The 12,719-nt window shown below is 65.9% G+C and carries 13 protein-coding genes; 7 read left to right on the top strand and 6 right to left on the bottom strand.

Going from position 1 to position 12,719, the window contains the following annotated elements; translation table 11 throughout:
* Positions 1–76 precede the first annotated feature (76 nt).
* On the top strand, positions 77–1,144 hold the full coding sequence (gene hisC / locus BBJ41_RS14735) for a histidinol-phosphate transaminase (RefSeq protein WP_069747004.1): 1,068 nt from the start codon (positions 77–79) through the stop codon (positions 1,142–1,144).
* An 83-nt stretch (positions 1,145–1,227) separates the two neighbouring features.
* Here the strand turns inward: hisC and BBJ41_RS14730 are convergent, their stop codons facing one another.
* From BBJ41_RS14730 to rsmD, 3 genes are all read right to left on the bottom strand, one after another.
* Positions 1,228–1,494: a YfhL family 4Fe-4S dicluster ferredoxin gene (locus BBJ41_RS14730; protein ID WP_069747003.1), complete on the bottom strand. Its 267-nt coding sequence runs from the start codon at positions 1,492–1,494 to the stop codon at positions 1,228–1,230.
* 59 nt (positions 1,495–1,553) lie between these two features.
* Positions 1,554–2,051, bottom strand: coding sequence for a pantetheine-phosphate adenylyltransferase (gene coaD, locus BBJ41_RS14725; RefSeq protein ID WP_031403077.1), 498 nt, complete (start codon positions 2,049–2,051; stop codon positions 1,554–1,556).
* A gap of 111 nt (positions 2,052–2,162) precedes the next feature.
* Positions 2,163–2,777 carry a 16S rRNA (guanine(966)-N(2))-methyltransferase RsmD gene (gene rsmD, locus BBJ41_RS14720; RefSeq protein ID WP_069747002.1) on the bottom strand — a complete coding sequence of 205 codons (615 nt, stop codon included), beginning with the start codon at positions 2,775–2,777 and terminating at the stop codon, positions 2,163–2,165.
* A gap of 216 nt (positions 2,778–2,993) precedes the next feature.
* Between rsmD and ftsY the strand changes: the two genes are divergently transcribed.
* Complete coding sequence (ftsY, locus tag BBJ41_RS14715; RefSeq protein WP_069747001.1) at positions 2,994–4,148, top strand: signal recognition particle-docking protein FtsY; 1,155 nt, start codon at positions 2,994–2,996, stop codon at positions 4,146–4,148.
* Positions 4,149–4,225: 77 nt separating this feature from the next.
* Here the strand turns inward: ftsY and maiA are convergent, their stop codons facing one another.
* The gene (gene maiA / locus BBJ41_RS14710) at positions 4,226–4,870 is read right to left on the bottom strand and encodes a maleylacetoacetate isomerase (protein WP_069747718.1); all 645 of its coding nucleotides are present in this window, start codon (positions 4,868–4,870) and stop codon (positions 4,226–4,228) included.
* A gap of 177 nt (positions 4,871–5,047) precedes the next feature.
* On the opposite strand from maiA, the gene ybiB reads away from it, so the two are divergent.
* Complete coding sequence (gene ybiB / locus BBJ41_RS14705) at positions 5,048–6,022, top strand: DNA-binding protein YbiB (RefSeq protein WP_069747000.1); 975 nt, start codon at positions 5,048–5,050, stop codon at positions 6,020–6,022.
* A gap of 380 nt (positions 6,023–6,402) precedes the next feature.
* A complete protein-coding gene (gene leuA, locus BBJ41_RS14700) occupies positions 6,403–8,049 on the top strand; it encodes a 2-isopropylmalate synthase (RefSeq protein WP_069746999.1) in 1,647 nt (548 codons plus the stop codon).
* A gap of 130 nt (positions 8,050–8,179) precedes the next feature.
* On the opposite strand, the gene BBJ41_RS14695 is transcribed toward leuA, so the two are convergent.
* Positions 8,180–8,563, bottom strand: a complete 384-nt coding sequence (locus tag BBJ41_RS14695; RefSeq protein WP_069746998.1) for a nuclear transport factor 2 family protein — start codon at positions 8,561–8,563, stop codon at positions 8,180–8,182.
* A 45-nt stretch (positions 8,564–8,608) separates the two neighbouring features.
* Positions 8,609–9,178, bottom strand: a complete 570-nt coding sequence (locus BBJ41_RS14690) for an acyloxyacyl hydrolase (protein ID WP_069746997.1) — start codon at positions 9,176–9,178, stop codon at positions 8,609–8,611.
* Positions 9,179–9,538: 360 nt separating this feature from the next.
* Here BBJ41_RS14690 and rpoH point away from each other — a divergent pair, with 360 nt between their 5' ends.
* From rpoH to BBJ41_RS14675, 3 genes are all read left to right on the top strand, one after another.
* Positions 9,539–10,474, top strand: coding sequence for an RNA polymerase sigma factor RpoH (rpoH, locus tag BBJ41_RS14685; RefSeq protein ID WP_069746996.1), 936 nt, complete (start codon positions 9,539–9,541; stop codon positions 10,472–10,474).
* A 380-nt stretch (positions 10,475–10,854) separates the two neighbouring features.
* Positions 10,855–11,133 carry a cytochrome oxidase putative small subunit CydP gene (gene cydP, locus BBJ41_RS14680; protein ID WP_069746995.1) on the top strand — a complete coding sequence of 93 codons (279 nt, stop codon included), beginning with the start codon at positions 10,855–10,857 and terminating at the stop codon, positions 11,131–11,133.
* On the top strand, positions 11,123–12,703 hold the full coding sequence (locus BBJ41_RS14675) for a cytochrome ubiquinol oxidase subunit I (RefSeq protein ID WP_069746994.1): 1,581 nt from the start codon (positions 11,123–11,125) through the stop codon (positions 12,701–12,703). Before cydP ends, BBJ41_RS14675 begins: the two co-directional genes overlap by 11 nt.
* Positions 12,704–12,719 lie beyond the last annotated feature (16 nt).

Genomic DNA, 12,719 nt, shown 5'->3' with positions numbered 1-12,719 from the left:
GCCGGACGGCCCCGCCCTCCCCACCGTCACGCGCACATGCTGTAATCTCGTCGTTTTGCCCGACAGGAGCCATGCGGTGAGCCGTTACTGGAGCGACGTCATTCAGCAACTCGTGCCTTACGTGCCGGGCGAGCAGCCCGCGCTCGCGCACCCGGTCAAGCTGAACACCAACGAGAATCCCTATCCGCCGTCGCCGCGCGTCGTCGCGGCGATCGCACGTGAACTCGGGGAGACCGGCGACACGCTGCGCCGTTATCCAGACCCGGTCGCACGCGCGCTGCGCGAGACGGTCGCGGCCCATCACCGCATCAGGCCCGAGCAGGTGTTCGTCGGCAACGGCTCCGACGAGGTGCTCGCGCACGCATTCCAGGCACTGCTCAAGCACGACCGGCCGCTGCGCTTTCCCGACATCACGTACAGCTTCTATCCGACCTATGCGCGCCTGTACGGCGTCGAGACCACGATCGTGCCGCTCGCGGACGACTTCTCGATCCGAGTCGACGATTATCTCGACGACGCCGGCGGCGTGCTGTTCCCGAACCCGAATGCACCGACCGGGCGCGCGCTGCCGCTCGAGGACGTCGAACGGATCGCAGCTGCGAATCCGTCGTCGGTCGTCGTGATCGACGAAGCGTACGTCGATTTCGGCGCGCAGTCCGCGATTATGCTGATCGACCGCCATCCGAACCTGCTGGTCGTGCACACGACGTCGAAAGCGCGCTCGCTCGCGGGCATGCGCGTCGGCTTCGCGTTCGGCGATGCGGCACTGATCGACGCGCTGAACCGCGTGAAGGACAGCTTCAACTCCTATCCGCTCGACCGGCTCGCGCAGGCTGCCGCGCAGGCCGCGTACGAGGACACCGACTATTTCGACGCGACCTGCCGACGCGTAATCGACAGCCGCACGCGGCTCACGCAGGCGCTCGACGCGCTCGGCTTCGACGTCGTGCCGTCGGCCGCGAATTTCGTGTTCGCACGTCATCCCGCGCACGATGCGGGCGCGATCGCAGCGAAGCTGAAGGAACGGGAGATTTTCGTGCGGCACTTCCGGCTGCCGCGGATCGACCAGCATCTGCGCATCACCGTCGGCACCGACGCCGAATGCGATGCGCTCGTCGCAGCGCTGCGCGAATTGCTGGGCTGAAGCGGATGAAGCGGCGCCAGGCGGCGCCGCTCGGGGGAGTCGTGGCGCAATGCCGCCTGACGGCCGCACGCGTCACCCCATGGTCACGACGCGTCGTCGCCCTTGTCGGCGACCAACGCGTGATACTTCTCCATCAATTGCGCGTGCGATTCGTCATGTTGCGGATCGCGCGGAATGCATTCGACCGGACACACCTGCTGGCACTGCGGCTCGTCGAAATGGCCGACACACTCGGTGCACTTCTTCGGGTCGATCACGTAGATGTCCGGGCCCATCGAAATCGCGCCGTTCGGGCACTCGGGCTCGCACACGTCGCAATTGATGCACTCGTCGGTAATCATCAAAGCCATACTGATCTCACTTCTTCAGGCCAGCGGCCGGCTTCTCGACGAAACCGGCCGGCGCCGCGTTACGCGGCAGGGCCTCCCATCGCGGCGACCTTCTCGGTCAGCCATTTCTCGACGGACGGGAACACGAACTTGCTGACATCGCCGCCCAACTGTGCGATTTCCCGCACGATCGTGCCCGAGATGAACTGGTACTGGTCCGACGGCGTCATGAACATCGTCTCGACGTCGGGCAGCAGGTAGCGGTTCATCCCCGCCATCTGGAACTCATATTCGAAATCGGACACGGCGCGCAGGCCGCGCACGATCACGCGTGCGTTGTTGGTGCGGACAAAGTCCTTCAGGAGGCCGGTGAAACTCATCACCTTCACGTTCGGATAATGGCCGAGCACCTCGTTCGCAATCGTCAGACGTTCTTCCAGCGAGAAGAACGGCTTTTTCGCGCGGCTGTCGGCAACTCCAACCACCAGCGTATCAAAAATGCTCGACGCACGCCGCACGAGGTCTTCGTGCCCGCGCGTCAGCGGATCGAACGTACCGGGATACACGGCGACTACCATGTCGCTCCTCCTGTCATCACGCAAACGGGATGGCAGCCGTGCCATGCGCACGCCACTGCCGAGATGGGCATGCGTCGCCTTTGCGGCGCGCCGCCTCGTATGGAACGCGCATTATTCATCATTTTCGCGCCGCAGCAAATGATAGTGAACCGCACCGGCCTTGCCGTGCTTCACGACCTGCCAGCCTGCGAGCGCGTCGTGCGCGGCCGGATCGAGTTCCTCGCCCGTCTCGACGTACAGCGCGCCGCCCGCCGCGACGAGCGGCGCCGACAGCGTGATCGCGCGCTCGAGCGCGGCCGTATCGCCGAAAGGCGGATCGAGAAACACGACGTCGAACGCACCCGGCGTGAGCCCGGCCGCGAGCCGCAGCGCATCGGCCTCCGCGACCTCGACCATGCGGGCGCCGAGTTTGTCCTTGATCGCGCGCAGCTGCTGCGCGGCACGCGGATGGCGCTCGACCATCACGACGCTCGACGCGCCGCGCGAAGCGGCCTCGAAGCCGAGCGCGCCGGTACCGGCGAACAGGTCGAGGCAGCGCCGGCCTTCGAGATCCTGGCCGAGCCAGTTGAACAGCGTCTCGCGCACGCGATCGGGTGTCGGCCGCAGGCCGTCGAGGTCGAGCACCGCGAGCGGCGTGCGTTTCCAGTCGCCGCCGATGATGCGGATCGTGTGCGGCTTGCCGCGGCTGGGCGGGGCCGCCGGGCGGCCGGAAGAGGAACGGGACATACGGAATAGTGACAACGGAGGGACCGGGCGCGCGCCAGGGCGCACCGCCAAACAGGCGCACGTTACCACAGCGGCGGCGCACACTGACGCGAGCGCCACGCCGCACTGATAAAATGCTCGGTTTCGGCCGCCGTGCGCCGCGCCCGCGCGAACGCAGAACGGCCCCTCCGGCGCCCCGCTCCTCGCGGCGGCCCGCCCTCTTCCCGACGTCAGACCATGTTCAGCTTCTTCAAACGATTCAAGAAAACGCAGGAGCCCGATCCGGCGGAATCGCAATCGGCCGACACACCGCAAACGGACGAGCCGTCCGACGCGCCCGCGGTCGAAGCCCCGCCGGTGGCCGACGTGCCGCAGGCGCCCGCCCAACCGGCCGCGCCGGCCGTCGTGATGACGGTCACGCCGACCAACGACGGCCGAGACGAAGTCGTCGAGACGGTCGAAATCGTCCCGCCGCCGACGCAGGACGCCTCCGCGAAGAAGTCGTGGCTGGCGCGCCTGAAAACGGGGCTCGCGAAGACTGGCTCGAACATCACCGGCGTCTTCGTCAACACCAAGATCGACGAGGATCTGTACGAGGAGCTCGAAACCGCGCTGCTGATGTCCGACGCAGGCGTCGACGCAACCGAGTACCTGCTCGGCGCGCTGCGCGAAAAGGTGCGCACGGGCCGGCTGACCGACCCGCAGCAGGTGAAGGCCGCGCTGCACGATTTGCTCGTCGAGCTGCTGACGCCGCTCGAGAAATCGCTGATGCTCGGCCGTGCGCAGCCGCTCGTGATGATGATCACCGGCGTAAACGGCGCGGGCAAGACGACCAGCATCGGCAAGCTCGCAAAACATCTGCAGAGCTTCGACCAGTCGGTGCTGCTGGCCGCAGGCGACACGTTCCGCGCGGCCGCGCGCGAACAGCTGGCGGTCTGGGGCGAGCGCAACAACGTGACGGTCGTGCAACAGGAAAGCGGCGATCCGGCCGCGGTGATCTTCGACGCGGTCAGCGCCGCGCGCGCGCGCAAGATCGACGTGATGATGGCCGACACGGCCGGCCGCCTGCCGACGCAGCTCCACCTGATGGAAGAGCTGAAGAAGGTGAAGCGCGTGATCTCGAAGGCGCACGACGGCTCGCCGCACGAGGTGCTGCTGGTGATCGACGCGAACACCGGCCAGAACGCGCTCACGCAGGTGAAGGCATTCGACGACGCGCTCGGCCTCACCGGGCTCATCGTCACGAAGCTCGACGGCACCGCGAAGGGCGGGATTCTCGCCGCGATCGCGCGGCAACGCCCGGTGCCCGTCTACTTCATCGGCGTCGGCGAGAAGGTCGAAGATTTGCAGCCGTTCAGCGCCGTGGAATTCGCGGACGCGCTGCTCGGCTGAACACCGCCGGCACGCATCACGCAGGGCGCCTTCGGGCGCCCTTTTTCATGCGCGCCCGAAACCGGGGCGCGCCGCGCTCATTCGGCGTCGGGCTGCGCGCCGGGCTCGGCGGCCTTGAAGGCATCGAGCGTCGACGCATGATCGACGATCCGCTGGATCGTCGGATAGCGCGAGGTGTCGATCGAGAAGCGGTTCGCGTTGAACACCTGCGGCACGAGGCACACGTCGGCGAGCGTCGGCGTATCGCCGAAGCACAGCTTGCCGGTGCGCGGATCGCTGGCGAGACGCGTCTCGAGCGTTTCGAAGCCCGCCTCGATCCAGTGCCGGTACCACGCGTTCTTCGCTTCCTCGGGCACCTGCAGCGTGTGCTTCAGGTACTTCAGCACGCGCAGGTTGTTGAGCGGATGGATTTCGCACGCGATCTGCAACGCGACCGCGCGCACATACGCGCGATCGACCGGCAGCTTCGGCAACAGCGCGGGTTCGGGATGGGTTTCCTCGAGATATTCGATGATCGCGAGCGACTGCTGCAGCGTCGCGTCGCCGTCGATCAGCGTCGGCACGACCGCATCCGGATTCAGCGTGCGGTACGCGTCCTTCAGCTGCTCGCCGCCGTCGCGCAGCATGTGCACGGGAACGTAGTCGAACGGCAGCTGCTTCAGGTTCAGGGCGATCCGCACGCGGTACGACGCGGAACTGCGGAAATAGCTGTAGAGCTTCATGGGATGTCTCTCGTAGTCGTATTCGGCCGGCGACGGCACCTGCGCGGCGCAGCCGGCGCGCGCACCGCCGGGAACCAGAGTGTAGCGCGCCGCGATGCGCGGCCGCGCCCGTGCGATACTCGGGGCATTCCTCACCCCGCCGCGCGGCCCGATGCCGGCCGAGCGCCCCACGCCCCGATGACCGCTTCCCACGATCCCGCAGCCGCTCCGTTCCCTTGCGCCCGCTTCATCAAGGAGATCGGCCGCGGCCCGCACGGCGCACGCGCGCTGTCCGCCGAGGACACGTTCGAACTCTATCGCGCGATGCTCGATGCGCGCGTGTCGGACGTCGAACTCGGCGCGATCCTGATCGCCTATCGGCTGAAAGGCGAAACCGCCGACGAACTGGCCGCGATGCTCGCCGCCGCGCAGGCGTCGTTCGAGCCCGTGCGCGTGCAGGATGGCGCGTTCCGCCCCGTGTCGATCCCGAGCTACAACGGCGCGCGCAAGCAGCCGAATCTCGTGCCGCTGCTCGCGCTGCTGCTCGCGCGCGAAGGCGTGCCGGTGCTCGTGCACGGTGTCGAGCGCGACCCCGGCCGCGTGACGAGCGCGGAAATCTTCTCGGCGCTGTCGCTCGCGCCGTCGACGTCGCACGATGCGATCGAAGACACGCTCGCCGAACGTCGTGTCGCATTCGCGCCGATCGAGGCACTGGCGCCGAGCATCGCGCGCCTGCTGTCGATGCGCAGCGTGCTCGGCGTGCGCAACTCGACGCATACGCTCGTGAAGATCCTGCAGCCGTTCGCGCCGGCCGGCCTGCGGCTCGTCAACTACACGCATCCGCCGTACCGCGACAGCCTCGCGCAGTTGTTCCGCGACCATCCGGACGCCGCGCTCGGCGGCGCGCTGCTCGCGCGCGGCACCGAAGGCGAAGCCGTCGCCGATACGCGGCGGCAGGTGCAGGTCGACTGGCTGCACGACGGCGTGTGCGACACGCTGATCGAGGCCGAACGCTCGTCGGCCGATGCGCCGCCCGTCACGCTGCCCGAATCGCGCGACGCGGCGACGACCGCCGCGTGGACGGACACCGTGTTGCGCGGCGAAATGCCGGTGCCCGACACGGTCGCGCGACAGGTCGCGACGATCGTGCAGATCGCCCGCATCGCGCGCTGATCGCACGGCGGCACCGCGCCCCCGCGCGCCGACCATTTGACAGGCGCCCGCATCCTGGCATAGAGTTGTCGCCATGCGTTCCTTTCCGAACACCCTCCGAATTACCTCCGGCCGCCTAGCGCGGCCGCTATCGCTACGACTAGCCTAAGGCTGTCGTAGCGCCGTGTGCTGTCCGCACGGTCCCTCCCAGCAGTTCCTCGCAGTACCCCTCTCGCAGTTTTTACAACCCGAAGTCGTCAGCATTCGTCCGTCTATCCGTCGGTCGATTCGCGAAGATCATCCGCATCCGCAGCGCGATCGCGCGCCGTGGTGCGAGGCAGCGCCAACCGTCGCCCATGCCGCCCGTCTTCGCTCGCGACTTGAGACCCGAGGTCCAGAAGATGAAGCGCAATCCGCAAGACAAGTACCGCCCGTTCGAGCCCGTCCGCATCAATGGCCGCCGCTGGCCGACCCGCACCATCGAGCGCGCGCCCGTGTGGATGAGCACCGACCTGCGCGACGGCAACCAGTCGCTGATCGAACCGATGAGCATCGAGCAGAAGCTCGAGTTCTTCGAGATGCTGGTCGCAATCGGTTTCAAGGAGATCGAAGTCGGTTTTCCGTCGGCGTCGCAAACCGACTTCGATTTCGTGCGCAAGCTGATCGACGAGCAACGCATTCCCGACGACGTGACGATCGAGGTGCTCGTGCAGTCGCGCGAAGACCTGATCGCCCGCACGTTCGACGCGCTCGAAGGCGTGCCGCGCGCGATCGTGCACCTGTACAACGCGGTCTGCCCGTCGTTCCGCCGCATCGTGTTCGGGATGTCGAAGCACGACGTGAAGGCGCTTGCGGTCGACGGCACGCGCATCATCAAGGAGCACGCCGCCGCGCGCCCCGACACGCACTGGACCTTCCAGTACTCGCCGGAAACCTTCAGCATGACCGAGCTGACGTTCGCCCGCGAGATCTGCGACGCGGTCGCGCAGACCTGGCGGCCGACCCGCGATCACAAGATGATCGTCAACCTGCCGGCCACCGTCGAAGCCGCGAGCCCGAACGTGTTCGCCGACCAGATCGAATGGATGGACCGCAACCTCGCGTATCGCGACAGCATCGTGCTGTCCGTGCATCCGCACAACGATCGCGGCACCGCGGTCGCGGCGGCCGAGCTCGCACTGCTCGCGGGCGCCGACCGCATCGAGGGCTGCCTGTTCGGCAACGGCGAGCGCACCGGCAACGTCGATCTCGTCACGCTCGCGCTGAACCTCTACACGCAGGGCATCGATCCGGGCCTCGATTTCTCCGACATCGACGCGGTGCGCCGCGTCGTCGAGCGCTGCAACCAGATTCCCGTGCATCCGCGCCATCCGTACGCGGGCGACCTCGTGTTCACCGCATTCTCGGGCTCGCACCAGGACGCGATCCGCAAGGGCTTCGCGCAGCAGCGCCCTGACGCAATCTGGGAAGTGCCGTACCTGCCGATCGACCCGGCCGACCTCGGCCGCAGCTATGACGCGGTGATTCGTGTGAACAGTCAGTCCGGCAAGGGCGGCGCGACGTTCCTGCTCGAACGCGGGATGGGCTTCACGCCGACGCGCCGTGTGCAGATCGAATTCAGCCACGCGGTGCAGACGCTTGCCGACGCATCCGGCGAAGAAGTGACCGGCGACGCGATCTGCACGCTGTTCGCGCGCGAATTCTTCGAAACCGACGGCCCGGCCGCGCGCCAGGGCAGCGGCGCGCGCTGGCGGAACCGCGAGATCGCGGGCGTGCCCGCGGCCGACGCGACGCCGGAGGACGCCGTGCGACGTTTGGCCGCGGTATTCGCGGCGGCGGCCGGCGCCGCGATCGACGTCGCGTCGTGCGAGCACACGCGCACGACGGACGGACGGATCGCGGTATCGGTCGGCTGCCGGGTCGGCGATGCGCCGCTGCGGCATGGCGTCGGCCTGCACGCCGATGCGGCGAGCGCCGCGCTCGACGCAATCGTCAGCGCGATCAACCGCTCCGCATGGCACTGCGCAGACCGCCGCGCGGCAGCCTGACGCTCAGAGTTCGACAGTCAGCGAGCGGGGCGTGACCGCCCGTGCTGCGCGCGATCCGCGCCGCACGAGGCAACAAAAAGCGGCCCAGAAGGCCGCTTCGTCGGGACATGAAAAGGAGCGCCACGCGTGCTCATGTCTCGGTCGCGCACCGCGTCGCCTGCCACGCGAGCAGGCACCAGCGGCCCTGCTCCTGGGTGTGGACGGATGTATAGGCAATCGGGAAGACCAGGCCGCCGTTGTTCGTTTCCATCTCGATCAGCGCGCGCCCGGTGACGACGCAGGTTTCGCTGCCGACGGGCAGCACGTCCTGCGACTGGATTTCGATCTGACGATAACGGCGGCGGCCGGCGACGATGGCGTCGATGAACTGCTGCTTGGTTTCACGTTTGCCGTTGGTGTGCACGAAAAATACCGTGTCCGACAGCAGCGCGCCGAGCGCCTCGCCGTCCCCGTCCACCATCGCCCGGAACCGATCGCGCTCGAGCGCGCGGATCGCATCGATCACCTTCGCCATCGCCAGACTCCTCGGCAACGCGCACACCGTGCGCGGGCATGCGGATCAGAAGTTGTACTGCACGTAGAACTGGTGGAAATTTATACCAGGATTCGGCTCTTTGATACCCGCGTTAGACACATGTTCAAAACGGTAGCCGACCTGATACTGTTGCCGTTGGCCGAACTGCACGCCGACACCCGCAGTCGGCGCGAACTGGAACGCGGTCCCCATCGAGAAACGATCCGAGATCGTCGGGTGCGTCAGCAGCCGAAGGCCGCCGCCGGCCTCGATGAACGGGCGGATCTCCCCGGCGCTCTTGATGAAGCGGAACATCGGCGTCACGCCGAATTCGCCGATGCTGCTGTGAACGTTGCCGCCCGTGTGCCAGTAGCCGGCATGCCCTTCCACGACGAACGCGAAGTGCCAGCCACCGATTTCCCACCAGTTCCAGCCCGGATCCCACACCACGCCGAGATCGGCCTTGTCGACCCCGTGGCGATCCGAAAAACCGCCGCCCGCCTGAATCCCCCATCGATCCGCGCATGCCGCACCCGATCCGCCCAGAAGTGACGCCGCGAGCATCGCATGCAGCGCAAGCCGGCTGCGGGGCCGGCGATTCTTCTTATTGTTCATCTGACACTCCAACTTTGTGGGTTGAATGGGGCCGGCCATCCCAGCCGTGCCCGAGCGAACTGAATGGTATGGTAAAGGACTTTTCGGATCGGCATCACGAAACGAAATGGCTTGCTTCCAAAACGACAAAAATCGAAATCGTCTACTGATTACCATCAGAAACAACAGCTTACGGAACTTCGATCCGCCGCTTTGGTCGCAGATTAGACTATCGACTCGACTATTTCGATAGAAAAACCGGGAACTCAGATGTCCACGCCCGCTCTAAGGAATTAGCACTCGGATTACGGGAGTGCTAAGATTGGCTCCGGTTTCTCATCCGAGACCCGGGGTTTGTCCCTGATTCCAAAGGAGTTTTTAGTGAGCCACGCCCTGACCCTCCCGAACACCCTGAGCCCGACGCCGGCCAAGGCCGAATCGGCAGGCTCGCTGGCGCTCGCAGCTCAATCGATGTTGCCGGGCCAGCTTGGCAACATCGATTCGTATATCCAGGCCGTCAATCGCATTCCGCTGCTGACCGCCGAAGAAGAACGCCAGTACGCAACCGAATTCCGCGAAGACAACAACCTCGACTCGGCACGCCGCCTCGTGCTGTCGCACCTGCGGCTCGTCGTGTCGATCGCGCGCAACTATCTCGGCTACGGCCTGCCGCACGGCGACCTGATCCAGGAAGGCAACATCGGCCTGATGAAGGCCGTGAAGCGCTTCGATCCGGCCCAGAACGTGCGTCTCGTGTCGTACGCGATCCACTGGATCAAGGCCGAGATCCACGAATACATCCTGCGCAACTGGCGCATGGTGAAGGTCGCGACCACGAAGGCGCAGCGCAAGCTGTTCTTCAACCTGCGCAGCCACAAGAAGAGCATGCAGGCGATGACGCCCGAGGAAATCGACGGCCTCGCGCAGGAGCTCAACGTCAAGCGCGAGGACGTGACCGAGATGGAAACGCGCCTGTCGGGCGGCGACATCGCGCTCGAAGGGCAGGTGGAGGACGGCGAGGAGTCGTACGCGCCGATCGCCTATCTGGCCGACTCGCACAACGAGCCGACCGCCGTGCTCGCCGCGCGTCAGCGCGACACGCTGCAGACGGACGGCATCGCGCAGGCACTCGACGCACTCGACGCGCGCAGCCGCCGCATCATCGAGGCGCGCTGGCTGCACGTCGACGACGACGGTTCGGGCGGCTCGACGCTGCACGATCTCGCCGCCGAGTTCGGCGTATCGGCGGAACGCATCCGCCAGATCGAAGCGAGCGCGATGAAAAAGATGCGCACCGCCCTCGCCGAATACGCGTAAATCCCTGCGATTTAGAGCGCCTCGTCGAAAACCGCTGCCCGACCGGCAGCGGTTTTTTTTCGCCTGTCTTTTTCACCGGTTTTTCGCCGGTTTTTCACCCGCCGCCCCGCCCGCTTCTCCGTCCGTTTCTGCGCCGATTAATTGACCTGTTTCATCGGGTATTGGGCGGTTTTCGGCCCCCTTCCGCATAACCTTGATCTGCCTCAATTTTTAGCCGCCGGTTCGCGACGGTCTGCCGCAGCGCAGCACTCGGCATCGGAAAGCCGTCCTTTTAAAATTGGCATGTCCGGCGCAAAAGGATTAAAACAGCTTCACGGCCGTCATAAATCCGACGTAAAGTCGCCCCAAAAACCGACCTAAATCGATTCAGGATAATCGCCTTGATCTCGATCAATAAAGAGCCTGCGCCGCCGCCCCCGCGGCCGGCCGGCACGATCGGCTGGCGCGCGCGCATCGTCGCGTGGGCACGCGGACCGACCCTCGCCCGCGACATCACCCTGGTGCTGATCGTCAAGCTGATCCTCCTGATGTCGCTCAAATACGCATTCTTCAATCATCCGCAGGCCGAGCACATGTCGCTGCCGCCTGCCGCCGTCGCCGAGAGGCTGCTTTCGGTGCCGGCGCCTGCATCTACCGAGGGAGACCACCATGATAAGTAGTGAAGTCGTCGATCTGTCACGTCTGCAGTTCGGCATCACGGCGCTCTACCACTTCCTGTTCGTGCCGCTGACGCTCGGCCTGTCCTGGCTGCTCGTCATCATGGAAGCCGTGTACGTGATGACCGGCAAGCAGGTCTACAAGGACATGACCCAGTTCTGGGGCAAGCTGTTCGGGATCAACTTCGCGATGGGCGTGACGACCGGCATCACGCTCGAATTCCAGTTCGGTACGAACTGGTCGTACTACTCGCACTATGTCGGCGACATCTTCGGCGTGCCGCTCGCGGTCGAAGGCCTGATGGCGTTCTTCCTCGAATCGACGTTCGTCGGCCTGTTCTTCTTCGGCTGGAACCGCCTGTCGAAGGTCAAGCACCTGATGGTCACGTTCCTCGTCGCGCTGGGCTCGAACCTGTCCGCGCTGTGGATCCTCGTCGCGAACGGCTGGATGAACAACCCGGTCGGCGCCGAGTTCAACTACCAGACGATGCGCATGGAGATGACCAGCCTGTTCGACGTGCTGTTCAACCCGGTCGCGCAGGTGAAGTTCGTGCACACGGTATCGGCCGGCTACGTGTCGGCGGCGATGTTCGTGCTCGGCGTGTCGTCGTGGTACCTGCTGAAGAAGCGCGACGTCGATTTCGCGCTGCGCTCGTTCGCGGTCGCGGCCGGCTTCGGCCTCGCGGCGACGCTCTGCGTGATCGTGCTCGGCGACGAATCGGGTTATACGACCGGCGAAGTGCAGAAGATGAAGCTCGCCGCGATCGAATCCGAATGGGAAACGCAGCCGGCGCCCGCAGCGTTCACGCTGATCGGCATTCCAAACCAGGAAGAACAGCGCACCGACTACGCGATCAAGATCCCGTACGCGCTCGGCCTGATCGCGACGCGCTCGCTCGACGAACCGGTGATCGGCCTGCGCGACCTCGCGAAGCACAGCGAAGAGCACATCCAGAGCGGGATGATCGCGTACGGCGCGCTGCAGAAGCTCAAGCAGGGCGACACGAGCGCGGCGACGCACGAGCTGTTCGACCAGCACAAGCAGTATCTCGGCTACGGGCTGATGCTCAAGCAGTTCACGCCGAACGTGGTCGATGCGACGCCCGAGCAGATCAAGGCCGCCGCGAAGAAGACGATCCCGCCGGTCGCGCCCGTGTTCTTCTCGTTCCGGATCATGGTGTTCCTCGGCTTCCTGTTCGTCGCGACGTTCGTTGCCGCGTTCTGGTTCTGCGCGCGCCGCGAACTGCTGCAGGACAACCGCCGCTGGTTCCTGCGCTACGCGGTGTGGGCGATCCCGCTGCCGTGGATCGCGATCGAATTCGGCTGGATCGTCGCCGAGCTCGGCCGCCAGCCGTGGACGATCGCCGGCGTGCTGCCGACGCACCTGTCCGCGTCGAGCCTCACGCCGACCGACCTGTACCTGAGTCTCGCGGGCTTCATCCTGTTCTATACCGCGCTGTTCGTCATCGAGATCAAGCTGATGTTCAAGTACGCGCGCCTCGGCCCGTCGTCGCTGCATACCGGCCGCTATCACCACGAACTCGCGGCCGCCAGCGAGCGCGCCCCGGCCTGAGCACGCACCTGAAACG

It is taken from the genome of Burkholderia stabilis, assembly GCF_001742165.1.
GTDB lineage: Bacteria > Pseudomonadota > Gammaproteobacteria > Burkholderiales > Burkholderiaceae > Burkholderia > Burkholderia stabilis.
The sequence above is the reverse complement of the archived record's forward strand: the minus strand, read 5'-3'. Positions and strand labels throughout refer to the sequence as shown.

Bases quoted from the DNA above. Each gene is read 5' to 3' on its own strand.
- BBJ41_RS14695 (WP_069746998.1), bottom strand. From the start codon at position 8,563: ATGGCGAAGGTGATCGATGCGATCCGCGCGCTCGAGCGCGATCGGTTC.
- ybiB (WP_069747000.1), top strand. From the start codon at position 5,048: ATGACCGCTTCCCACGATCCCGCAGCCGCTCCGTTCCCTTGCGCCCGC.
- leuA (WP_069746999.1), top strand. From the start codon at position 6,403: ATGAAGCGCAATCCGCAAGACAAGTACCGCCCGTTCGAGCCCGTCCGC.
- rsmD (WP_069747002.1), bottom strand. From the start codon at position 2,777: ATGTCCCGTTCCTCTTCCGGCCGCCCGGCGGCCCCGCCCAGCCGCGGC.
- BBJ41_RS14730 (WP_069747003.1), bottom strand. From the start codon at position 1,494: ATGGCTTTGATGATTACCGACGAGTGCATCAATTGCGACGTGTGCGAG.
- BBJ41_RS14690 (WP_069746997.1), bottom strand. From the start codon at position 9,178: ATGAACAATAAGAAGAATCGCCGGCCCCGCAGCCGGCTTGCGCTGCAT.
- maiA (WP_069747718.1), bottom strand. From the start codon at position 4,870: ATGAAGCTCTACAGCTATTTCCGCAGTTCCGCGTCGTACCGCGTGCGG.
- coaD (WP_031403077.1), bottom strand. From the start codon at position 2,051: ATGGTAGTCGCCGTGTATCCCGGTACGTTCGATCCGCTGACGCGCGGG.
- ftsY (WP_069747001.1), top strand. From the start codon at position 2,994: ATGTTCAGCTTCTTCAAACGATTCAAGAAAACGCAGGAGCCCGATCCG.
- BBJ41_RS14675 (WP_069746994.1), top strand. From the start codon at position 11,123: ATGATAAGTAGTGAAGTCGTCGATCTGTCACGTCTGCAGTTCGGCATC.